This window comes from Bradyrhizobium sp. BEA-2-5, from assembly GCF_032918025.1.
Lineage (GTDB): Bacteria > Pseudomonadota > Alphaproteobacteria > Rhizobiales > Xanthobacteraceae > Bradyrhizobium > Bradyrhizobium pachyrhizi.
Genome location: NZ_CP136629.1, coordinates 7,774,030 through 7,795,510, shown reverse-complemented (window position 1 = coordinate 7,795,510; position 21,481 = coordinate 7,774,030). Strand labels below are relative to the sequence as shown.

Annotated in this window: 16 protein-coding genes; 11 read left to right on the top strand and 5 right to left on the bottom strand. The window is 64.2% G+C overall.

Annotated features, from left to right (window positions below; genetic code table 11):
* The first annotated feature begins 336 nt into the window (after window positions 1–336).
* The 4 genes from RX327_RS36370 (at window position 337) to RX327_RS36355 (ending at window position 3,393) form a co-directional block, all read left to right on the top strand.
* Window positions 337–693: a hypothetical protein gene (locus RX327_RS36370; protein ID WP_244482372.1), complete on the top strand. Its 357-nt coding sequence runs from the start codon at window positions 337–339 to the stop codon at window positions 691–693.
* 96 nt (window positions 694–789) lie between these two features.
* Window positions 790–1,068, top strand: coding sequence for a metal/formaldehyde-sensitive transcriptional repressor (locus tag RX327_RS36365; RefSeq protein WP_028334653.1), 279 nt, complete (start codon window positions 790–792; stop codon window positions 1,066–1,068).
* Between the two features lie 5 nt (window positions 1,069–1,073).
* Entirely contained in the window at window positions 1,074–2,138 is a 1,065-nt protein-coding gene (locus RX327_RS36360; RefSeq protein WP_050385943.1) for a nickel/cobalt efflux transporter, read from the top strand.
* Window positions 2,139–2,304: 166 nt separating this feature from the next.
* On the top strand, window positions 2,305–3,393 hold the full coding sequence (locus tag RX327_RS36355) for a Cj0069 family protein (RefSeq protein WP_050385944.1): 1,089 nt from the start codon (window positions 2,305–2,307) through the stop codon (window positions 3,391–3,393).
* A 485-nt stretch (window positions 3,394–3,878) separates the two neighbouring features.
* Here RX327_RS36355 and maiA read toward each other — a convergent pair whose 3' ends face one another.
* The 3 genes from maiA to metF all read right to left on the bottom strand — a co-directional run bounded on the left by maiA (window position 3,879) and on the right by metF (window position 9,553).
* A complete protein-coding gene (gene maiA / locus RX327_RS36350; protein ID WP_050385945.1) occupies window positions 3,879–4,538 on the bottom strand; it encodes a maleylacetoacetate isomerase in 660 nt (219 codons plus the stop codon).
* Window positions 4,539–4,789: 251 nt separating this feature from the next.
* Window positions 4,790–8,635, bottom strand: a complete 3,846-nt coding sequence (metH, locus tag RX327_RS36345; protein ID WP_317248760.1) for a methionine synthase — start codon at window positions 8,633–8,635, stop codon at window positions 4,790–4,792.
* 3 nt (window positions 8,636–8,638) lie between these two features.
* On the bottom strand, window positions 8,639–9,553 hold the full coding sequence (metF, locus tag RX327_RS36340) for a methylenetetrahydrofolate reductase [NAD(P)H] (RefSeq protein WP_317248759.1): 915 nt from the start codon (window positions 9,551–9,553) through the stop codon (window positions 8,639–8,641).
* Window positions 9,554–9,944: 391 nt separating this feature from the next.
* Between metF and RX327_RS36335 the strand changes: the two genes are divergently transcribed.
* Window positions 9,945–10,958: an LLM class flavin-dependent oxidoreductase gene (locus RX327_RS36335; RefSeq protein ID WP_317248758.1), complete on the top strand. Its 1,014-nt coding sequence runs from the start codon at window positions 9,945–9,947 to the stop codon at window positions 10,956–10,958.
* 150 nt (window positions 10,959–11,108) lie between these two features.
* Here RX327_RS36335 and RX327_RS36330 read toward each other — a convergent pair whose 3' ends face one another.
* Both RX327_RS36330 and RX327_RS36325 read right to left on the bottom strand, forming a co-directional pair.
* Complete coding sequence (locus tag RX327_RS36330) at window positions 11,109–11,969, bottom strand: prephenate dehydratase (RefSeq protein WP_317248757.1); 861 nt, start codon at window positions 11,967–11,969, stop codon at window positions 11,109–11,111.
* A gap of 21 nt (window positions 11,970–11,990) precedes the next feature.
* Window positions 11,991–12,731 carry a 3-deoxy-manno-octulosonate cytidylyltransferase gene (locus RX327_RS36325; RefSeq protein ID WP_317248756.1) on the bottom strand — a complete coding sequence of 247 codons (741 nt, stop codon included), beginning with the start codon at window positions 12,729–12,731 and terminating at the stop codon, window positions 11,991–11,993.
* A 200-nt stretch (window positions 12,732–12,931) separates the two neighbouring features.
* Here RX327_RS36325 and RX327_RS36320 point away from each other — a divergent pair, with 200 nt between their 5' ends.
* From RX327_RS36320 to RX327_RS36295, 6 genes are all read left to right on the top strand, one after another.
* On the top strand, window positions 12,932–13,480 hold the full coding sequence (locus tag RX327_RS36320) for a cytochrome c family protein (protein WP_317248755.1): 549 nt from the start codon (window positions 12,932–12,934) through the stop codon (window positions 13,478–13,480).
* Window positions 13,481–13,695: 215 nt separating this feature from the next.
* Window positions 13,696–15,597 (top strand): extracellular solute-binding protein, encoded by a 1,902-nt coding sequence (locus tag RX327_RS36315; protein ID WP_028334662.1) that lies wholly within the window; start codon window positions 13,696–13,698, stop codon window positions 15,595–15,597.
* Window positions 15,598–15,614: 17 nt separating this feature from the next.
* Window positions 15,615–17,486, top strand: a complete 1,872-nt coding sequence (locus tag RX327_RS36310; RefSeq protein WP_317248754.1) for an extracellular solute-binding protein — start codon at window positions 15,615–15,617, stop codon at window positions 17,484–17,486.
* A gap of 2 nt (window positions 17,487–17,488) precedes the next feature.
* Window positions 17,489–18,598 carry a microcin C ABC transporter permease YejB gene (locus RX327_RS36305; RefSeq protein ID WP_317248753.1) on the top strand — a complete coding sequence of 370 codons (1,110 nt, stop codon included), beginning with the start codon at window positions 17,489–17,491 and terminating at the stop codon, window positions 18,596–18,598.
* Entirely contained in the window at window positions 18,598–19,782 is a 1,185-nt protein-coding gene (locus RX327_RS36300; protein WP_317248752.1) for an ABC transporter permease, read from the top strand. The genes RX327_RS36305 and RX327_RS36300 overlap by 1 nt, the downstream gene beginning before the upstream one ends.
* 3 nt (window positions 19,783–19,785) lie before the next feature.
* Window positions 19,786–21,411: an ABC transporter ATP-binding protein gene (locus RX327_RS36295; protein ID WP_317248751.1), complete on the top strand. Its 1,626-nt coding sequence runs from the start codon at window positions 19,786–19,788 to the stop codon at window positions 21,409–21,411.
* The last annotated feature ends 70 nt before the right edge of the window (window positions 21,412–21,481 follow it).

Sequence of the window (21,481 nt, the reverse complement as noted above, 5' to 3'; positions counted from 1 at the left end):
CTTGGTGACAGGACGCGATTCTTGGGCATGTCGCCTCGCGGGGAGATCGCACATCCCCGTACACACATCAAAAACCCTGATCTCCAGGCTGTCAACCTGACTTTGCCAAATCCCGCAGCTATCGCCGATCGACTGTCACGAAAACTTCATCGCGCAGCTTGGAACAAGCATCCGTGGACTCAGGCCGATGGGGTCACCTCTCCGCCTCCGGCGAGATGCGAATAGGAACATACAATTCGCTGCCGAGTTGCGCGGTGGCAGGGACCAACTCAGGTAGATGCCGACACCGCGAACGTGTCGCGCTCCCGCCTGCATTCATTGGAGCAATGCCGATTGATGGACAGTCATTATTGGCATGCGACGCCTGTTGCTCTTGTCGTTATGCTGCTCATCACAACAACCGGCGGCGCTCTCGCCCACGATCACCAGCACCCCGAATTGAACGGTTGGTACGAGGGCTTGCATAGCAGCAAGGGTCCCTGCTGCGATGGCACGGATGCGCAGCACATCGACGACGTCGACTGGGAAACCAGGAATGGCCATTATCGGGTGCGCATCGATGGCGAGTGGGTTGACGTTCCGAACGAAGCCGTCGTGCCCGGACCGAACCTGTCCGGCCGACCCATCGTGTGGCCCTACTACATAGACGGTCACCCGAAGGCGCGTTGCTTCATGCCCGGCAGCATGGGCTGACGCCCGCCGCTGACATCCCGCCGCCATGTCTCGATGCGCGCCCGGCCGGCCGACAGCATGGTTGACCAATATAGGGTACCCCCCTATATTAGGTTCATGTCGCATACCATCAAGCACAAGTCCAAGCTCGTCGGCCGGGTTCGCCGCATCAAGGGCCAGCTGGAGGCCGTCGAGCGCGCGCTGGAGTCCGAGATTGGTTGTGCCGACGTGCTGATGCTGGTGGCCTCGGTCCGCGGCGCCATCAACGGGCTGACCGCGGAATTGCTCGAGGACCATATCCGTCATCACGTCGTGGATCCCGCTCACGAGAAGGATCCCGAGAAGGCGCAAGGCGCCGCGGACCTGATCGACGTCGTTCGTACCTATTTGAAGTGAGTACCATGACCGACCTGTCTCAGCTGCTCCAGCAGAGCAGCGCGCATGCGTGGCTGTTCGTGCCCAGCGCGATCCTGCTCGGCGCACTGCACGGGCTCGAGCCCGGCCACTCCAAGACGATGATGGCGGCCTTCATCATCGCGATCCGCGGCACGGTGGTGCAGGCGGTGCTGCTCGGCCTGGCGGCGACGATCTCGCACACCGCCATCGTCTGGCTGGTTGCGCTCGCCGGACTTCATTTCGGCCAGCAATGGTCCGGAGAACGCAGCGAAGCCTGGCTGCAACTGGCGTCGGCGGTGATCATCATCGCGATCGCGGCCTGGATGGCCTGGCGCACCTGGCGCGAGCAGGCTGCCGAACACGATCATCACCATCATCACGACGAAACGCGCCAGCTTGTCTTGGCCGGACAATCGCTGTCGCTCGAGGTCTTCGAGGACGGCGCGCCGCCGCGCTGGCGGTTGCGAAGCGAGGCTGGAGCGCTGCCGGCGGCCGGCGATGTTGATGTCGTGACGATCCGTCCCGACGGCAGCGAGCAACGCTTTCGCTTCGCGGGCAGGGATGGCTATCTGGAAAGCATCGACGAAATTCCGGAGCCGCATGCCTTCAAGGCGCGCGTCTCGGTCCGCGCGGACGTGGCGGAAGTCCTGTTCGAGGAGCATGACCATGCGCATATGGATCTCGGCGATGAGGACGACGCGCATGCGCGCGCGCACGCCGCCGACATCCGCAAGCGCTTTGCCGGACGCACCGTGACGACATGGCAGATCATCCTGTTCGGCCTGACCGGCGGGCTGATTCCGTGTCCGGCGGCGATCACCGTGCTGCTGCTCTGTCTCCAGCTCAAGCAGTTCAGCCTCGGCTTTGTGCTGGTGCTTTGCTTCGGCATCGGGCTTGCGCTCACCATGGTCTCTGCCGGTGTTGCGGCCGCGCTGAGCCTGCGTCATGTCGAACGTCATTGGGCCGGTTTCAGCCGCTTTGCCCATCGCGCGCCCTACGTGTCGGCCGCGCTGATCGTGCTCGTCGGCCTCTACACCGGCTGGCTCGGGTTGCACGCGATCACGGCGTGATCCGGGATCACGGTGTGATCCGGGATCGCGGCCCGATCCGCTTCGCCCCACCTCCATCTTGAAACCTGCGCGCGGTGGTCTAGATTTGCCTCAAGGGGACAAGGCAGACTCCCCGTGAGACCTCGGTCCAAGCTCTGCGCGACATTCACCGTCGTGGAGCTTTCACATGGACACCGAACCACACACACGTCGTCGTTCCGAAAATCGTCGTTGCAAAATCGCCATCCTGTCGCGTGGCGACGCCGCGTCGCGCCGGGAGGCGACCCGACAAAACAGCCGTTTCGTCCGCGTCTTCGAAGCGCTCGCCGCTTCGGGCATCGAGGCCGTTCCCGTCGTCTATGACGAGACATTCGCCGATGCCGTCCGCGACCAATTGCTGACGATGGACGGCGTTCTCGTCTGGGTCGATCCGATCCATCAGGGCAAGACGCGCGCCGCCCTCGATCCGCTGCTGCGCGAGGTCGCGGCAGAGGGACCGTGGGTCAGCGCGCATCCCGACGTCATCCTCAAGATGGGCGTCAAGGACGTGCTGTACCGGACGCGTCACCTGGGCTGGGGCGCCGACACCCGTCGATACGCCACGGTCGATGCGTTCCGCGCCGAATTTCCCCCGCGCTTGCGCGCGGCTGGTCCGCGCGTGCTCAAGCAGAACCGCGGCAATGGCGGGCAGGGCGTCTGGAAGGTGGAAACCGTGCCGAACACCGACGCGACGATTCGTGTGTTGCATGCGCTGCGCGGCAGCCAGCCGGAGGAGATGCCGCTGGGCGACTTCATGGCGCGCTGCGAGCCGTATTTCGGCTGGGGCGGCTGCATCATCGATCAGGCGTTCCAGCCGCGCCTGCCCGAGGGCATGATCCGTTGCTATGTCAGCGGAGCGAAGGTCGCAGGCTTCGGGCACCAATTGATCAAGGCCCTGATCCCGCCGCCCCCGCAAGGTCCGGATTCTCCGGAAGCGCAGCCCGGACCGCGCATCATGCATGGCCCCGATGCGCCGCAATTCCAGGCACTGCGAAGCTTGATGGAGGACGAATGGATCCCGCAGTTGATGGCGGCGCTGACGATCGATGAAGCGTCGCTGCCGGTGATCTGGGATGCCGATTTCCTCTACGGTCCACGCGATGCTGATGGTGCCGACACCTATGTGCTCTGCGAGATCAACGCGAGCTCGTGCTTCGCGATCCCCGACGAAGCTCCGGCGGCGATCGCCCAAACGGTCAGGGATCGCATCGGTCGGAACATGGCGAGCGTGAGGTGAGCATGCCCTGCAGGCTCCCTGTTTCTACCCATTGCTCGGGGCCCATGGGTGCGATCGGCACCCGGCTTTCCTTGCGCCCTCTGTTCAAGGGAGGGCGGAATGAGATGCAAAGCTCGGATAGATCATGTCGCGAGAACGCGGAAGTGTGTCACAGACGACGCTACACATTCGGAGTCGTCCCCGCGAAAGCAGACCCATAACCACCGATGGTCATTGTTGAGCAGTGCTGCAACGACGAGTCGCCTCCACAACAAATCGCCGCGGAATTGCGGCGCATCCTCACCGTCGTCCCGGCCTGGTGCGCAATTGCGCACGGGGGCCAGGACCCATAACCACAAATACTGATTGTTGAACGATGCTGGAACGACGAGTCCCATCCACACCATCCGCCGCGGCGTATGGGTCCCTGCTTTCGCAGGGACGACGATCGAGAGAACCCGGCACACGTTTGCGCCTCTGCCTGTCCCTTGCAGCGCGTCTGCAAACTACTTCGCCCGCATCGCTTCCGGCGTATCCGGCTGCGCGGACGGATGCGCCTTGGCGAATGCCGGCAGCGCCATGGCGGTCTCGTGGATGCGCTTCACGGTCGGCCAGGGCGACAGGCTGATCTGCTGGTTGATCGCCGCCGTGACGTGGCCGACCAGGCAGATGTCGGCAAGGGTGGGCGCATCGCCGTGACAGAGCCGGCCGGTCGCCTTGTGGCCGGCGAGGTGGCCCTCGAGCGCCGCCAGCGTCTCGACCGTCCAGTGCCGCCGCCACGCGTTCTGCTGGCTGTCGCGCAGATCGAGCTCGCGGTCGAGATAGCGCCGCACCCGCGGCGTCAGCAGTGGATGGCCCTCGCAGGCGACGATCAGCGCCAGCCCGCGCACCCGGGCGCGGCCGAGCGCATCCGCCGGCAGCAGCGGCGGGCTCGGGTAGGTCTCGTCGAGCCAGTCGATGATCGCGAGCGACTGGAACAGCACCGTGCCGTCGTCGGTCACCAGCGCCGGCAGCGCCATCTGCGGGTTGATCTTGCGATAGGCATCGGTGCGATGCACGTCCGCATCGAGATCGACGAAGACGACGTCGGCGGCCACGCCCTTGAGGTTGAGCGCGATCCGCACCCGAAAGCTCGCCAGCGAACGCCAGAAGGAGAAGAATTGCATGGAGTGCACCCCGCATTTCTTCCCCTCTCCCCTTGTGGGAGAGGGTCGACGCGATGCAAGGCATCGCGGACGGGTGAGGGGTCTGTCTCCGCGGATAGGGAGCCCTCATCCGCCGCGGATTTTGTCCGCGACACCTTCTCCCACAAGGCGAGACGGGAAGAAAGGTCTACCCAGCCCCGTAGCCCGGATGAAGCGCAAGCGAAATCCGGGATCGCCGGGTCAAGCCCGGCGATGACAAGTCTTGGTGAGGCCTACCCAGCCCCCACCTTCTTCTTGCGCCAGGCGAGATGCACGGCGCAGGTGCAGCCCTGCGGATGCGAGGCCAGCTCCGCGTCGTTGGCGGGCGTCGCGGCGGGCGCGATCGCCGATCCCTTGGCGCCGTCCTGCGAGGGGATGTAGTTCAAGACCGGCGCCAGCCAGCGCTCGGTCTCCGCCACCGTCATGCCCTTGCGTGCCGCGTAGTCCTCAACCTGGTCGCGCTCGATTTTGCCGACGCCGAAATAATAGCTCTCGGGGTTCGCGAAATAGAGCCCTGATACGGAGGAGCCCGGCCACATCGCAAAGCTCTCGGTCAGCTTCACGCCGGCCGTGTTCTCGGCATCGAGCAATTCGAACAGCGTCGCCTTCTCGGTGTGATCGGGCTGGGCGGGATAGCCGGGCGCCGGGCGGATGCCCTCATATTTCTCGAGGATCAGTTCGTCCGCCGACCAGGTCTCGTCGGGCGCGTAGGCCCAGAATTCCTTGCGCACGCGCTGGTGCATGCGTTCGGCGAACGCTTCGGCGAGGCGGTCGGCCAGCGCCTTGCACAGGATCGAGGAGTAGTCGTCGTTGGCGCTTCTGAAGCGGTCGGCGACCGCGTCCTCGCCGATCCCTGCGGTGACGACGAAGCCGCCGATGTAGTCGGGCACGCCGGCAGGCGCGATGAAGTCGGAGAGCGCGGCGTTGAAGCGGCCCTCGCGCTTCTCGAGCTGCTGGCGCAGCGTGTGCAGCGTCGCGATTGGCCGGCTCTCGTCGGCATAGAGCACGATGTCGTCGCCTTGCGCATTTGCCGGCCAGAAGCCGATCGTGGCGCGGGCCCGGAACCATTTCTCCTTCACGATGGTGTCGAGCATCTTGCGCGCGTCGTCATAGAGCGAGCGCGCGACCTCGCCGACCTTGGCGTCGTCGAGGATGGCGGGGAAGCGGCCGGCGAGCTCCCAGGTCTGGAAGAACGGCGTCCAGTCGATGTAGGGCACGAGCTCGGCGAGATCGTATTCGTCGAAGCTCTTCAACCCGAAGAAGGCCGGCTTCTTCGGCGGCGCCGCCGCAAAGTCGATCGCGACCTTGTTGGCGCGGGCGTCAGTCAGCTTCAGGCGCTTCTTGTCCGCCTGCGCGCGCAGATGCGCCTCCGAGATCCTGGCGTATTCGGCCCGCACCTCGGCGGCGTAGGCCTCACGCTTCTCGGGCGAGAGCAGCGAAGACGCGACGCCGACCGCGCGGCTGGCGTCGTTGACGTGCACGACGGGACCGGCGCGATAGCTCGGATCGATCTTCACGGCGGTATGCACGCGGCTGGTCGTGGCGCCGCCGATCAAAAGCGGCAGGTTCATGCCCTGCCGTTGCAGCTCGCCGGCGAGGAAGCTCATCTCGTCGAGCGAGGGCGTGATCAGGCCTGATAGCCCGACGATGTCGGCCTTCTCCGCCTTCACCGTCTCGACGATCTTGGCGGCCGGCACCATCACGCCGAGATCGATGACCTCGAAATTGTTGCACTGGAGCACGATGCCGACGATGTTCTTGCCGATGTCGTGGACGTCGCCCTTCACCGTCGCAAGCACGATCTTGCCGGCGGACGAGGAGCCCTCGGTGCCGATGCCGTTCGCGAGGTTGCGCGCCTTCTCCTCCTCCATGAACGGCATGAGGTAAGCAACCGCCTGCTTCATGACGCGCGCGGACTTCACCACCTGCGGCAGGAACATCTTGCCGTCGCCGAAGAGGTCGCCGACCACGTTCATGCCGGCCATCAGCGGCCCCTCGATCACGTCGAGCGGGCGCGACGATGTCTTGCGGGCCTCCTCGGTATCCTGCTCGATGAACTCGGTGATGCCGTGCACCAGCGAATGCGACAGCCGCTTCGCCACCGGCCATTCGCGCCAGGCGAGATCGGCTTCCTTGCCTTCGGTCTTCTTGCCGCGGAATTTTTCGGCGAGCGCCAAGAGGCGTTCGGACGCGCCGGGATCGCGGTTGAGGACGACGTCCTCGCAGGTCTGGCGCAGTTCCGGATCGATGTCGTCGTAGACGATCATCTGTCCGGCATTGACGATGCCCATGTCCATGCCGGCCTTGATGGCGTGATACAGGAACACCGAGTGCATGGCCTCGCGCACCGGCTCGTTGCCGCGGAAAGAGAACGACAGGTTGGAGACGCCGCCCGAGATATGTGCGCCCGGCAGGTTCTGCCGGATCCAGCGCGTCGCCTCGATGAAGTCGACGCCGTAATTGTTGTGCTCCTCGATGCCGGTCGCGATCGCGAAGATGTTCGGATCGAAGATGATGTCCTCGGGCGGTAAGCCGACGCGGCCCACCAGGATGTCGTAGGCGCGCTTGCAGATCTCGGTCTTGCGCGCGAACGTGTCGGCCTGGCCGGCCTCGTCGAACGCCATCACCACCACGGCCGCGCCGTGGCGGCGCGCGATCCGGGCTTCGTGGATGAACTTCTCCTCGCCTTCCTTCATCGAGATCGAGTTGACGACCGGCTTGCCCTGCACGCATTTCAGGCCGGCCTCGATCACGGAGAATTTCGAGGAATCGACCATGACGGGGACGCGGGCGATGTCGGGCTCGGCGGCGACGAGGTTGAGGAAGGTCACCATCGCCGCTTCGGAGTCGAGCAGGCCCTCGTCCATGTTGACGTCGATGATCTGCGCGCCGTTCTCGACCTGGTCGCGCGCGACCTGCAGTGCGGCGGTGTAGTCGCCGGCGGTGATCAGCTTGCGGAAGCGGGCCGAGCCCGTGACGTTGGTACGCTCGCCGACATTCACGAACGGGATGGCGTCGGTCAGCATGAACGGCTCGAGGCCCGAGAGCCGCAGGCGCGGTTCGATCACCGGCACGATGCGCGGCTTGTGCGGGGCGACCGCGGCGGCGATCGCCGCGATATGGTCCGGCGTGGTGCCGCAGCAGCCGCCGACGATGTTGACGAGGCCATCGCGGGCGAACTCGCCGATCAGGCGGGCCATGTACTCGGGCGTCTCGTCATACTGGCCGAACTCGTTGGGCAGGCCGGCATTGGGGTAGGCGCACACCAGCGTGTCGGCGACGCGGCCGATGTCGGCGATATGCGCGCGCAGATCCTCGGCGCCGAGCGCGCAGTTGAAGCCGATGGTGATCGGCTTGGCGTGCCGCACCGAATTCCAGAACGCCTCCGGCATCTGGCCCGAGAGCAGGCGGCCGGACTTGTCGGTGATGGTGCCCGACACCATCACCGGCACGTCGATGCCGAGTTCTTCGGTGATCTCGGCGATCGCATAGAGCGCCGCCTTGGCGTTGAGGGTGTCGAAGATGGTCTCGACCAGCAGCAGATCGACGCCGCCGTCGATCAGCCCGCGGATCTGCTCGCCGTAGGATTTGCGCAGGTCGTCGAAGGTGACGGCGCGGTAGCCGGGATTGGAAACGTCCGGCGAGATCGAGGCGGTACGGTTGGTGGGGCCGATGGCGCCGGCGACGAAGCGCGGCTTGCCGTCTTCGGCGCTCACCCGCTCGGCGGCGGTGCGCGCCAGCCGAGCGCCCTGCAGGTTCAGCTCATAGGCGAGGTCCGACAGGTCGTAATCGGCCTGGGCGATCGAGGTCGTGGAGAAGGTGTTGGTCGCGACGATGTCGGCGCCGGCGCGCAAGTAAGCGGCGTGGATGTCCTCGATCGCCTGCGGCTGGGTCAGGATCAAGAGGTCGTTGTTGCCCTTGATGTCGCGGTGGAAGTCCGCGAACCGCTCGCCGCGGAAGGCGGCCTCGTCGAGCTGGAGGTTCTGGATCATCGTGCCCATGGCGCCGTCGAGCACGAGAATGCGTTCGCGGGCAGCCGCGAGCAAAGCGTTACGCTTGGGGGAAACGGGAACGGACATGTGTCAGGCAGCTTTCTGGGCACCGTTCGGCCGAATGCCGAGCAAATGGCTGATCGCGAATACGAGGTCGGCGCGGTTCATGGTGTAGAAGTGGAAGGTGTCGACGCCGTGCTTGGCGAGCTTCTGCACCTGGCCGGCCGCGACGGTCGCGGCCACCAGCTTGCGCGTCTCGGCATCGTCATCGAGGCCGTCGAATTTCGCGGCAAACCAGTCCGGCACGGTGGTGCCGGCGCGGGTGACGAAATTGCGCGCCTGCTTGAAATTGTGCATGGGCATGATGCCCGGCACGATCGGGATGTCGATGCCGCGGGCGCGGACGCGGTCGCGATAGCGGAAGTAGAGGTCGTTGTCGAAGAACACCTGGGTGATCGCGCGCGTCGCCCCGGCATCGACCTTGGCCTTGAGCGTGTCGATGTCGGCGTCGAAGTCGCGCGCCTCGGGGTGCTTCTCCGGATAGGCCGACACGCTGACTTCGATGTCGCCGTGCCGCTTCTTGATTCCGGCGACGAGGTCGGCCGAGTTCTGGTAGCCGTCGGGATGGCTCGAATAGGGCGTGCCGATGCCGCCGACGGGATCGCCGCGCAAGGCCACGATGTGGCGGACGCCGACCTCGTGATAGCGGTCGACGATCTCGTCGATCTCGCCGCGCGAGGCGCCGACGCAGGTCAGATGCGCGGCGGGCAGCAGCGCGGTCTCCTTGAGGATGCGGGCGATGGTAGAATGGGTGCGCTCGCGGGTCGAGCCGCCGGCGCCATAGGTCACCGAGACGAATTTCGGCTCGAGCGGGGCAAGCCGCTTGATGGTGTCCCAGAGATTGCGCTCCATCTCCTCGGTCTTGGGCGGAAAGAACTCGAACGAGATTTTCGGCGCCTTGGGCGCACGCGGCGCGTTCGGCACGGAGGAAATGGTCTCGGTCATGATACGCAAGGGCTCCGCAACTGGAGGGCAGACGTCCGGCCTGGATATGAAGGCCCTAAGATAAGCCAAACGCGTTGGATCAAACAGCCCATCGGATATGGGAAATTGCCCATTCGTGGCGCAGATTCGGCAAAAATTGACTATGCGGTATGTTCGGTGGGCAGTCCGTCGACTTCGCCGAAGACGACATTAACATATTGAAAAATATTAATAAAGTAGATTGTTTGCAATTGATTGGAGAACGAAATCGATTGTGGGTAGCGTGGTAAAATGATGAGTCATTGCATGTCGTCCCAAAGCCGACGGCTGCCGGCGCCGGCGTTCCGCCGCGGGACTGGTCTGCGCGGCCGGGGCCTTTGTCGCCTCCTGGCGCCACACTAGGTTGACGGCCATGATTCCGCTCTCCGTCCTCGACCTGTCCGTCGTCACCACCGGCACCAGGCCGGCTGTTGCGCTCCGCAACAGCATCGACCTGGCACGCCATGTCGACGGGCTCGGCTATCTCCGCTACTGGCTCGCCGAGCATCACAACCTCGCCTCCGTCGCGAGTCCTGCGCCCGACGTCATGATCGGGCAGATCGCAGCGGTGACGCGGCACATCCGCGTCGGCTCCGGCGGCGTGATGCTGCCCAACCACGCGCCGCTGGTGGTGGCCGAGCGCTTCAAGATGCTGGAGGCGCTGTTTCCCGGCCGGATCGATCTCGGCCTCGGCCGCGCGCCGGGCACCGATGGTGCGACGGCCTACGCGCTGCGCAGCCGGCTCGATCGGCGCGAGGGCGACGATTTCCTGGAGCGGCTGCACGAGTTGATTCTGTGGGAGACCCGCGAATTCCCTGCGGGACACCCCTACAACAACGTCGTCGCGATGCCCGACGATTCGCCGCTGCCGCCGATCTGGCTGCTCGGCTCGAGCGACTATTCCGCCGAGCTCGCGGCCCAGGTCGGGATGGGCTTTGCATTCGCGCATCATTTTGCCACTCACGATGCAATTGCGGCGATGGCCAACTACCGCGCGCATTTCAAGCCGTCGGGCTGGCGCGCGACGCCGCAGGCGATCCTCGCGGTTGCGGTTGTTACGGCGGAGACCGACGCGGAAGCCGAGCGGCTTGCGCTGTCGATGGACCTCAACCGGCTGCGCCGTGACCGCGGTCAATATCTGCCGCTGCCGAGCGTCGAGGAGGCGATCGCCTATCCGTATACGGACGCCGAGCGCACCTCGATCCTGCGCAACCGCTCGCGCCTGTTCGTCGGCAGCCCCGCGACGGTGATAACGAAGCTGGAGCCGCTGATCGCGGCGACCCAGGCCGACGAGCTGATGGTGATCACCGCCGTGTACGACCACGAGGCGCGCAAGAAATCGTATTCGCTGCTGGCGGAGGCGTTCGGGCTGGCGAAGAGGGCATAAAGGAAGAGGGCATAAAGGTTGTCGTCCCGGCGAAGGCCGGGACCCATAACCACCGATGGTAATTGTTGCGCGACGCTTGAACGACGAGCCCCATCCCGGCCCCCGTGCGCAATTGCGCACCAGGCCGGGACGACGTACGGCGCGTGCGGCTCAGTCCTGCGTCTCGCTGAACGTCGCCCGGAACGGATGTCCCGGATACACGCCGACGATGCGGAATTCGCGCGAGAAGAATTTCAGCTCCTCGATCGCGAAGGCGAGGCCCTTGTCATCGGGGTGGCCATCGACGTCGGCATAGAACTGCGTGGCGAAGAAGTTGCCGTCGACCATGTAGCTCTCGAGCTTGGTCATGTTGACGCCGTTGGTCGCAAAGCCGCCGAGCGCCTTGTAGAGCGCGGCCGGCAAATTGCGCACCCGGAACACAAAAGTGGTGACCAGCGGGCCCGCGCCTTGGGACGCCCATTTCGGCTCGCGTGCCAGCACCACGAAGCGCGTGGTGTTGTGCGCCTCGTCCTCGATGTCCTCGGCGAGAATGTCGAGGCCGTAAATTTTTGCGGCGAGACGCGAGGCGATCGCGGCCACGGTCTTGTCCTTGCGCTCTGAGATGTCGCGGGCGCTGCCGGCGGTGTCGGCGTGCACGATCGGCTTGATGCCCAGCTTGCGGATGATGCGCCGGCACTGGCCGAGCGCATGGACATGGCTCTCGACGCTCTTGATGTCTTCGAGCCTGGTCCCCTTCACCGCCATCAGCTGGTGCCGGACCGGCAAGAACCATTCGCCGATGATGAAGAGGCCCGACGCCGGCAGCAAATGATGGATGTCGGCGACGCGGCCGGCGACCGAGTTCTCGATCGGGATCATGCCGAGATCGGCTTCGCCCGACGAGATCGCCGACAGCGCGTCCTCGAAAGTGGCGCAGGGCATCGGTTCGGCCTCGGGATAGGCCTCGACGATGGCGATATGGGAATTGGCTCCAGGCTCGCCCTGGAATGCGATCTTCAGCTTCTTGGTCATGGGTGGCCTTTTACCAGCCGGTCAGGCTTTGGAAAGTATTCTGCGGGCGGTTTCGAGATCGGCCGGGGTGTCGACGCCGCGCGGGACGGTATCGACGATGGTGACGTCGATCCGCATCCCGGCCTCCAGCGCGCGGAGCTGCTCGAGCTTTTCCTGCTGCTCCAGCGGCGAGGGCGGCAGCGCCACGAACCGCTCCAGCGCGGCGCGGCGGTAGGCGTAGAGGCCGATATGATGGTAGCGCGGCCCGTCGCCATAAGGCGCGGTGGCGCGGGTGAAATACAGCGCGCGCAACCGGTTCGGCCCGATCGGCGAGCCGACTGCCTTGACCACGCTGGGGGCCTGATCCTCCTCCTCGGTATGGATGCGCGAGGCCAGGGTCGAAATGTCGACCGCGGGATCGTCGAGCGCCGGCATCACGCTGCGGATGGTCTCGGGGCTGATGGTCGGGAAATCGCCCTGCAGATTGACCACGATCTCGGCATGGCCGGCCGGGTCGAGGGTCGTCATCGCTTCATAAATCCGGTCCGAGCCGGACGGATGGTCGGGACGGGTCATCACGACCTCGCCGCCGGCAGCCTTCACCGCATCGGCGATCTCCGGCGTGTCGGTGGCCACCGCGACCCGGCCGATTGCAGCGGCTTCGGCCCGGCGCAGCACATGCACGATCATAGGCAATCCCGCGATGTCGGCGAGCGGCTTGCCGGGCAGGCGGGTGGCGGCCATGCGGGCCGGGATCAGCACCAAGGTACGGGGATCGGTCATTCGTGTCGGGGCCCGTCCGGCCTGCGGAAATTGCCGGGGAGGAGGTTGAATTCGGCGCGCTTATACGGGTTGCCAGACCCCGGGCAAACCGATATCTCAACCCTGCTTGGGGCGGTGCGATAAGGCCGATTCCCAGGTCTTTCCCCGCGGCCGTATTCCCGGCCTGAAGTCGACATTCAAGGCCCGGAGCCTGACCCAAAATGGACTCCTTCGAACTCAACAAAATCCTCGGTGCGGTTCTCGGCACCTGCATCGTCGTCCTGGTGATGAGCTTTGCCGCCAGCGCGAAATTCGCGCCGAAGCTGCCGGAGAAGCCGGGTTTTGAGATCGCTGTGAAGGAAGAGTCCCATGGCGGTGGCGGCGAGGCCGCGGCGGCCTCCTCCGAGCCGATCGAGAAGCTGTTGCAGACGGCGTCCGTCGAGAAGGGCGCCGCGGCCGCCAAGAAGTGCCAGGCCTGCCACACGTTCGAGAAGGGCGGCCCGAATCGGGTCGGTCCGAACCTCTATGGCGTCGTCGGCGAGCCAAAGGGCCAGGGCCGTGGCTTCAACTTCTCGGCCGCCATGAAGGCCAAGGGCGGCAACTGGACGTTCGACGACCTCAACAAGTTCATCGCCAATCCGAAGGGCTTCATTCCTGGCACCGCGATGGGCTTCGCCGGCATCCAGAAGGATTCCGAGCGCGCCGACGTTATCGCCTATCTGAATTCGAACTCGGAGCACCCGGCTCCGCTCCCGACCGCCTCGAAGTAGCGATTTGCTTCGCGCAAGCATGCGGATGAAACGGCCAGGCAATGCCTGGCCGTTTTTGCATGGGGAATCCGCTGTCGCGGGCTTGTTATCGGGACGTTTCGCCGCACCGATATTGTTCCCGGGCCAATATCATGAGGAAAAAGCAACGTAATTTGTCGAACCGTTGCCTTATATTGGGTCCCATGTAAGCGGGGCCGCAAGCAGGAAGACCGAATTTGGCGATCACCCGACGACACCTCCTTCAAGGCAGCGCACTGGCGGCAATGGCTCCGGCGCTCGGACTCACCCCCGGCCTGTCGGCGATCACGCCGGCCTTCGCCGACGATGCCCCCAACGGGCTGAAATGGCGGCATGCCTTGTCGCTTTTCGGGAATGTCAAATATCCGGTCGACTTCAAGCGCTTTGACTATGTCAATCCGGATGCGCCGAAGGGCGGGTTTGTCCGGCAAATCTCAATCGGCACTTTTGATAATTTCAACATCGTCGTCTCGGGTGTGAAGGGCTCCATCGCAGGCGCTGTCGCCCTCATTTATGAATCGCTGACGACACCTTCGCTCGACGAAGTCTCAACGGAGTACGGATCGCTGGCGGAGGCAGCAAGTCACCCCGACGACTTCTCTTATGTCGTTTATCGTCTGCGCCCTCAGGCAAAGTGGCATGACGGAGCACCGGTTACTCCGGAAGATGTGATCTTCTCGCTCGACGCCTTCAAGACTCATCACCCTATGTTTTCTGCCTATTACAGCCATGTGGTAAGGGCGGAAAAGATTAGCGATCGCGAAGTGAAGTTTGTCTTCGATATGCCTGGCAACCGCGAATTGCCGCAGATCGTGGGTCAACTGACGATTTTGCCGAAGCACTGGTGGGAAGGCACCAATGGCCAAGGCCACAAGCGCGATATCTCCGCGACGACGCTGGAGCAGCCGCTTGGATCGGGACCGTATCGGATCAAGGAGTTCGTCGCAGGACGGACGGTGACTCTTGAGCGCGTCAAGGACCATTGGGCGCGCGACCTCGCGATCAACGTGGGGCGCAACAACTTCGACGAACTTCGCTACGAGTATTTCAGGGATCCGACGGTTGCGATTGAGGCATTCAAGGGCGATCAGATCGATTGGCGCTTGGAGAACAGCGCGAAGGCATGGGCAACCGCCTATAATTTTCCTGCTGTCACCGACAAGCGCGTGGTGCTGGAAGAGTTTCCGAACCGCAGTTCGGGCATCATGCAGGCCTTTGTCCCGAACCAGCGGCGCGCCAAATTCAAGGATCCGCGTGTTCGCCGCGCCCTGAATTACGCGTTCGACTTCGAGGAGGTCAACAAGCTGCTCTTCTTCGGCCAATACAAGCGCATCATTAGCTACTTTGATGGCGCCGAGGAGTTGATGGCGACTGGGCTGCCGCAAGGCAAGGAGCTCGCCATTCTTGAATCCATGCGTGATCAGGTGCCTGCCGAAGTATTCACGACGGTCTATGCGAATCCGGTCGGCGGCAATCCAGAAGCAGTGCGCGAAAATCTCCGTGAAGCATCTCGTCTGCTCAGGGAGGCTGGGTATGAGGTGCGAGACAGGAAGCTCGTGGATGCAAAGAGCGGAGAGCCGTTCTCCATCGAATTGTTGAGTGAGGATCCGAATTTCGAGAGGATCATGCTGGCTTACAAGCCGGCGCTCGAGCGGCTCGGATTTTCGATCACGGTGCGTACGATTGATCCGATCCAATATGAGAACCGGCTTCGCAGTTGGGATTTCGACGTCGTCACCGCATCCTGGGGTGAATCCCTGTCACCCGGAAACGAGCAGCGTGAATACTGGGGATCGAAAGCTGCAGACAACGCCGGATCGCGCAATATTGCCGGCATCAAGAGCCCGGTTATCGACAAGCTGATCGAACGGGTGATTTTTGCGACGGATCGCGAGGATCTCGTCGCGGCGACAAAAGCGCTCGACCGCGTGCTATTGTGGAACCATTACGTCGTCCCGCAGTGGAATTATCCTAAGGTGCGTACAGCGCGCTGGGATCGCTTCGGCCGTCCGGCAGAGTTGCCGAAATATGGCCAATCGGGATTCCCTGCGATCTGGTGGTACGACGCCGACAAGGCGGCCAAGCTCAAGCGTTCATAAAACTCAAGGATCCGCGCATGGCGCTATTCTCCCGTCGGCACGCACTCGGTCTCGGCATCGGTGCGTTGAGTGCTGCAGGCTTGCGTGCTGCGCCGGCGGTGGCCGACAACGGAACCGAGATGCACGGCATGTCGGTGTTCGGCGACCTGAAATATCCGGCGGATTTCAAGATATTCGACTACGTCAATCCGAAGGCGCCGAAGGGCGGGGCGTTCTCGGTGATCCCGTGGGTGCGCGGTTACAACCAGTCCTACTACACCTTCAATTCGCTGAACGCCTACGTCCTCAAGGGCGAAGGCGCGCAGGGCATGGACATGACGTTCGCGACGCTGATGTCGCGCGCCAATGACGAGCCCGACGCGATGTACGGCTATGCCGCGAAGTCGGTGCAGATCTCGCCGGACAAGCTGGTCTACCGCTTCACCATGCGCCCCGAGGCGCGCTTCCATGACGGCTCGAAGCTGACCGCGCAGGATGTCGCCTTCTCGCTCAATACGCTGAAGGAAAAAGGCCACCCTCTGATCCAGGTGCAGCTGCGCGACTTCGTCAAGGCCGAGGCGCCCGATGACGCGACCGCGGTGGTGACCTTCGCGGCGGGGCGCGCCCGCGACGTGCCGCTCTATGTCGCCGGACTGCCGATCTTTTCGAAAGCCTATTATGCGTCCCGGCCGTTCGATGAATCGACGCTGGATATTCCGCTCGGCTCCGGTCCGTACAAGGTCGGCAGGTTCGAGGTCAATCGCTACATCGAATTCGAGCGGGTCAAGGACTGGTGGGCCGCCGATCTGCCGGTTTGCCGCGGCAGCTACAATTTCGATGTCGTGCGCTATGAATTCTATCGCGACCGCGACGTCGCCTTCGAAGGTTTCACCGGCAAGAGCTATCTCTATCGCGAGGAGTTCACCTCGCGCATCTGGGCGACGCGCTATGACTTTCCGGCGGTGAAGGATGGCCGCGTCAAGATGGAGGTCGTGCCCGATGACACGCCATCCGGAGCGCAAGGCTGGTTCATCAACACGCGACGCGAGAAATTCAAGGACCCTCGCGTGCGCGAGGCCCTGATCAACGCTTTCGATTTCGAATGGACCAACAAGACCATCATGTACGGCGCCTATGCCCGTACGGTGTCGCCATTCCAGAACTCGGACCTGGTCGCGGACGGGCCTCCCTCGCCTGAGGAGCTGGCGCTGCTCGAGCCGTTCCGCGGCCAGGTGCCCGATGAGGTGTTCGGCCTGCCGTTCGTGCCGCCGATGTCCGATGGTTCCGGCCAGGATCGCGCGCTGCTGCGCAAGGCGGTGCAGCTGCTCAACGAGGCCGGCTGTGTCGTCAAGGACGGCAAGCGCGTGCTGCCGAACGGCGAGCCCATCACCATCGAATTCCTCAACGACGAGCCCTCGCTGCAGCCGCACCATGGGCCTTACATCAAGAACCTCGGCACGCTTGGCATCGAAGCAACGTTCCGCCTCGTCGACGCGGTGCAGTACCGCGCCCGGGTGGATGACTTCGATTTCGACATGACGATCCAGCGCTTCAGCATGTCGGCGACGCCGGGCGACGCCATGCGCTCGTTCTTCTCCTCCCAGGTCGCGAATACCAAGGGCTCGTACAATCTCGCGGGCATCGCCAGCCCGGCCATCGACGCCATGATCGAAAAGATCATGGCGGCTGACAGCCGCGAAGAGCTGACCGTCGCCTGCCGCGCTTTCGATCGCCTGTTCCGCGCCGGCCGCTACTGGGTACCGCAATGGTACAACAAGACGCACCGGCTGGCCTATTGGGACCAGTTCGGCCATCCGCAGAAGCTGCCGCGTTATGCCAACGGCGTCGGCGCGCCGGACATCTGGTGGCATGAGCCCGCCAAGGCGGCCAAGCTCGAGCAGGCGAAATAGCCATGAGCGCCTATATCGCCCGCCGCATCCTCCTGATGATCCCGACGCTGCTCGGGATCCTCTTCGTGTCCTTCATCGTGGTGCAGTTCGCGCCCGGCGGCCCGGTCGAGCGCGTCATCGCGCAGATCAACGGCGCCGACACCGGCGGCACGTCGCGGGTGTCGGGAGGCGGCGGCGATTTCGGCGCGCAGCGCGGCCAGGGCGCGGGCGCAGGCGCCGCCATCAACTCGAAATACCGCGGCGCGCAGGGGCTCGACCCCGATTTCATCAAGAAGCTGGAGGTGCAGTTCGGATTCGACAAGCCGGCACCGGAACGCTTCGCGCTGATGGTTTGGAATTTCGCCCGTTTCGATTTCGGCAAGAGCTATTTTCGCGACGTCAGCGTGATCCAGCTGATCAAGGAGAAGCTGCCGGTCTCGATCTCGCTGGGGATCTGGCTGACACTGATCACCTATCTGATCTCGATCCCGCTCGGCATCCGCAAGGCGATCAAGGACGGCACCCGCTTCGACACCTGGACGTCGACGGTGCTCGTGCTCGGCTATGCCATTCCCGGCTTCCTGTTCGCGATCCTCCTCATCATCCTGTTTGCCGGCGGCTCGTTCTTCAACTGGTTTCCGCTGCGCGGACTGACCTCGGACGGCTGGTCGCAGTTTCCCTGGTATTGGAAGATCATCGACTATTTCTGGCATCTGACGCTGCCCTTGATCGCCATGGGGCTCGGCGCGTTCACCACCATGACGTTCCTGACCAAGAACTCGTTCCTTGACGAGATCCGCAAGCAATACGTCATGACCGCGCGCGCCAAGGGGTGCAGCGAGAACCGGGTGCTGTACGGCCATGTCTTCCGCAATGCGATGTTGATCGTGATCGCCGGCTTCCCCGGGACCTTCATCCACGCCTTCTTTTCAGGCTCGCTTCTGATCGAGACCATCTTCTCGCTGGACGGGCTGGGGCTGCTCAGCTTCGAGAGCGTGCTCAACCGCGACTATCCCGTCGTGTTCGGCACGCTCTACATCTTTTCGCTGGTCGGTCTCGTGATCAACCTGATCTCCGACCTGACCTATATGTGGATCGACCCCCGGATCGATTTCGAGGCGCGGGAGGTCTGATGACGATGCTCGCGCCCCAACCGGTCGAGACCTCGACGCAATCGCCGCTCGGCGAGGCCGTGCCCGCCACGCACCACGGCTTTTCGCCTTCGCCGCTCAACAGGCGGCGGTGGCAGAACTTCAAGGCCAACCGCCGCGGCTACTGGTCGTTCTGGCTCTTCATCGCCCTGTTCGTGGTCTCGCTGTTCGCCGATTTCATCGCCAACGACAAGCCGCTGGTCGTCAAATATGACGGCCGTCTCTACTGGCCGGTGATCTTCACCTATGCCGAGACGACCTTCGGCGGCGACTTCGAGACCGCGGCCGACTATCGCGATCCGTACTTGCAGAAGCAGATCGCCGCCAAGGGCGGCAGCATGATCTGGCCGCCGATCCGCTACTCCTACGACAGCCGCAACCTCGATCCGCCGACGGCGGTGCCCTCGAAGCCGACCTGGCTGTTGACCGAAGAGCAGTGCAAGGACGTGGTGAAGCGCAAGGGACTGACCGGCTGCCGCGACCTCGAATATAACTGGCTCGGCACCGACGATCAGGGTCGCGACGTGGTGGCGCGGCTGATCTACGGCTTCCGCATCTCGGTGCTGTTCGGCCTGACGCTGACCATCCTGTCCTCGATCATCGGCATCGCCGCCGGCGGCGTGCAGGGATATTTCGGCGGCTGGACCGACCTCATCTTCCAGCGCTTCATCGAGATCTGGACGGCGATTCCCTCGCTCTATCTTCTCCTGATCCTGTCCTCGGTCCTCGTGCCCGGCTTCTTCGTGCTGCTCGGCATCCTGCTGCTGTTCTCCTGGGTCTCGCTGGTCGGTCTGGTGCGGGCCGAGTTCCTGCGCGGGCGCAACTTCGAATATATCCAGGCGGCGCGGGCGCTCGGCGTCTCCAACCCGGTCATCATGTTCCGCCACCTGCTGCCGAACGCGATGGTCGCGACCATGACGTTCCTGCCCTTCATCGTGTCGAGCTCGGTGATGACGCTGACCGCGCTCGATTTCCTGGGCTTCGGCCTGCCGCCGGGATCGCCTTCGCTGGGCGAATTGCTGTCGCAGGCCAAATCCAACGTGCAGGCACCCTGGCTCGGCTTTTCCGGCTTCTTCTCGGTCGCGATCATGCTGTCGCTCCTGATCTTCATCGGCGAAGCCGTGCGCGACGCCTTCGATCCGCGCAAGACGTTCTCGAAGGGCTGAGGTATGGACGCCATCAACCAGCCCTTGCTCGATGTCCGCGACCTCTCGGTCGCCTTCGGCCGCTCGCTTGCGGTCGACGGCGTCTCGTTCCAGATCAAGCGCGGCGAATGCGTCGCGCTGGTCGGCGAATCCGGTTCCGGCAAGTCGGTCAGCGCGCTCTCGATCCTGAAGCTGTTGCCCTATCCGAACGCGTCGCATCCCACCGGCGCGATTCGCTTCCGCGGCCGCGACCTCCTGACCGCGTCCGAGCAGGAGATGCGCGAGATCCGCGGCAACGACATCTCGATCATCTTCCAGGAGCCGATGACCTCGCTCAATCCGCTGCACACGATCGAGGCGCAGATCGGCGAGATCATGTCGCTGCACAGGGGCGTCAGTGGCGCGGCGGCGCGGGCGCGGACGCTGGAGCTATTGGGCCAGGTCGGCATTCCCGAGCCCGAGACGCGGCTGAAGAGCTATCCGCACCAGCTTTCCGGCGGTCAGCGCCAGCGCGTGATGATCGCGATGGCGCTCGCCAACGAGCCGGACCTTCTGATCGCGGACGAGCCGACGACGGCGCTCGACGTCACCGTGCAGGCGCAGATCCTGGCGCTGCTCGCCGAGATCCGTTCGCGGCTCGGCATGAGCCTGCTGTTCATCACCCACGATCTCGGCATCGTCCGCCGCATCGCCGACACCGTCTGCGTCATGAAGGGGGGCGTGGTCGTCGAGCAGGGACCGGTCGAGCAGGTCTTCAAGACCCCGAAGCATCCCTATACGCGCGACCTGCTCGCGGCGGAGCCGAAGCCGGATCCGGCGCCGCCGCAGCCGGATGCGCCCGTCGTGATGTCGGCCGACGATCTCAAAGTCTGGTTTCCGATCAAGCGCGGCCTGATGCGCAAGACGGTCGGCCACATCAAGGCGGTCGATGGCGTCAGCGTCGCCGTGCGCAAGGGCGAGACGCTCGGCGTGGTCGGCGAATCCGGCTCCGGCAAGACCACGCTGGGGCTCGCATTGCTGCGGCTGATCTCCTCGGACGGGCGCATCGTGTTCCTGGGCAAGGACATCCAGGGCCTGCGCTTCAAGGAGATGCGGCCGTTCCGGCGCGACATGCAGATCGTGTTCCAGGATCCGTTCGGCTCGCTCAGCCCGCGCATGTCGGTGGCCGACATCATCGCCGAAGGCCTGTCCGTGCATCAGCCGAATCTGTCGCGCGAGGAGCGCGAGGTGCGCGTCGTCAAGGCGCTGGAGGATGTCGGGCTCAATCCGGATACGCGTTTCCGCTATCCGCATGAATTCTCCGGCGGCCAGCGCCAGCGCATCAGCATCGCGCGCGCGGTGGTGCTGGAGCCGGATTTCGTCGTGCTGGACGAGCCGACCAGCGCGCTCGACATGCTGTTCCAGGCGCAGATGGTCGACCTCTTGCGCGAGCTCCAGCGCAAGCGCGATCTCACCTACATGTTCATCTCGCACGATCTGCGCGTCGTCGCCTCGCTCGCCAGCCATCTCATCGTGATGAAATCGGGCAAGGTGGAGGAGGAGGGGCCCGCCTCCGAGCTGTTCAGGAACCCGAAGAGCGACTACACCCGCGCGCTGTTCGCCGCCGCCTTCCGCATCGAAGCGGCCGGCGACGGGGCTGTGGCGACCTGACTGTCGTTCCGGGGCAACGCGCAGCGTTGAACCTCAGGTGCGCAATTGCGCACCGGGGAACCTCGAGATT

What these genes read in the sequence shown, in the direction of transcription:
- RX327_RS36370 (WP_244482372.1), top strand. Translation starts at nt 337, where the DNA reads ATGGACAGTCATTATTGGCATGCGACGCCTGTTGCTCTTGTCGTTATG.
- RX327_RS36365 (WP_028334653.1), top strand. Translation starts at nt 790, where the DNA reads ATGTCGCATACCATCAAGCACAAGTCCAAGCTCGTCGGCCGGGTTCGC.
- RX327_RS36360 (WP_050385943.1), top strand. Translation starts at nt 1,074, where the DNA reads ATGACCGACCTGTCTCAGCTGCTCCAGCAGAGCAGCGCGCATGCGTGG.
- RX327_RS36355 (WP_050385944.1), top strand. Translation starts at nt 2,305, where the DNA reads ATGGACACCGAACCACACACACGTCGTCGTTCCGAAAATCGTCGTTGC.
- maiA (WP_050385945.1), bottom strand. Translation starts at nt 4,538, where the DNA reads ATGCAATTCTTCTCCTTCTGGCGTTCGCTGGCGAGCTTTCGGGTGCGG.
- metH (WP_317248760.1), bottom strand. Translation starts at nt 8,635, where the DNA reads ATGTCCGTTCCCGTTTCCCCCAAGCGTAACGCTTTGCTCGCGGCTGCC.
- metF (WP_317248759.1), bottom strand. Translation starts at nt 9,553, where the DNA reads ATGACCGAGACCATTTCCTCCGTGCCGAACGCGCCGCGTGCGCCCAAG.
- RX327_RS36335 (WP_317248758.1), top strand. Translation starts at nt 9,945, where the DNA reads ATGATTCCGCTCTCCGTCCTCGACCTGTCCGTCGTCACCACCGGCACC.
- RX327_RS36330 (WP_317248757.1), bottom strand. Translation starts at nt 11,969, where the DNA reads ATGACCAAGAAGCTGAAGATCGCATTCCAGGGCGAGCCTGGAGCCAAT.
- RX327_RS36325 (WP_317248756.1), bottom strand. Translation starts at nt 12,731, where the DNA reads ATGACCGATCCCCGTACCTTGGTGCTGATCCCGGCCCGCATGGCCGCC.
- RX327_RS36320 (WP_317248755.1), top strand. Translation starts at nt 12,932, where the DNA reads ATGGACTCCTTCGAACTCAACAAAATCCTCGGTGCGGTTCTCGGCACC.
- RX327_RS36310 (WP_317248754.1), top strand. Translation starts at nt 15,615, where the DNA reads ATGGCGCTATTCTCCCGTCGGCACGCACTCGGTCTCGGCATCGGTGCG.
- RX327_RS36305 (WP_317248753.1), top strand. Translation starts at nt 17,489, where the DNA reads ATGAGCGCCTATATCGCCCGCCGCATCCTCCTGATGATCCCGACGCTG.
- RX327_RS36300 (WP_317248752.1), top strand. Translation starts at nt 18,598, where the DNA reads ATGACGATGCTCGCGCCCCAACCGGTCGAGACCTCGACGCAATCGCCG.
- RX327_RS36295 (WP_317248751.1), top strand. Translation starts at nt 19,786, where the DNA reads ATGGACGCCATCAACCAGCCCTTGCTCGATGTCCGCGACCTCTCGGTC.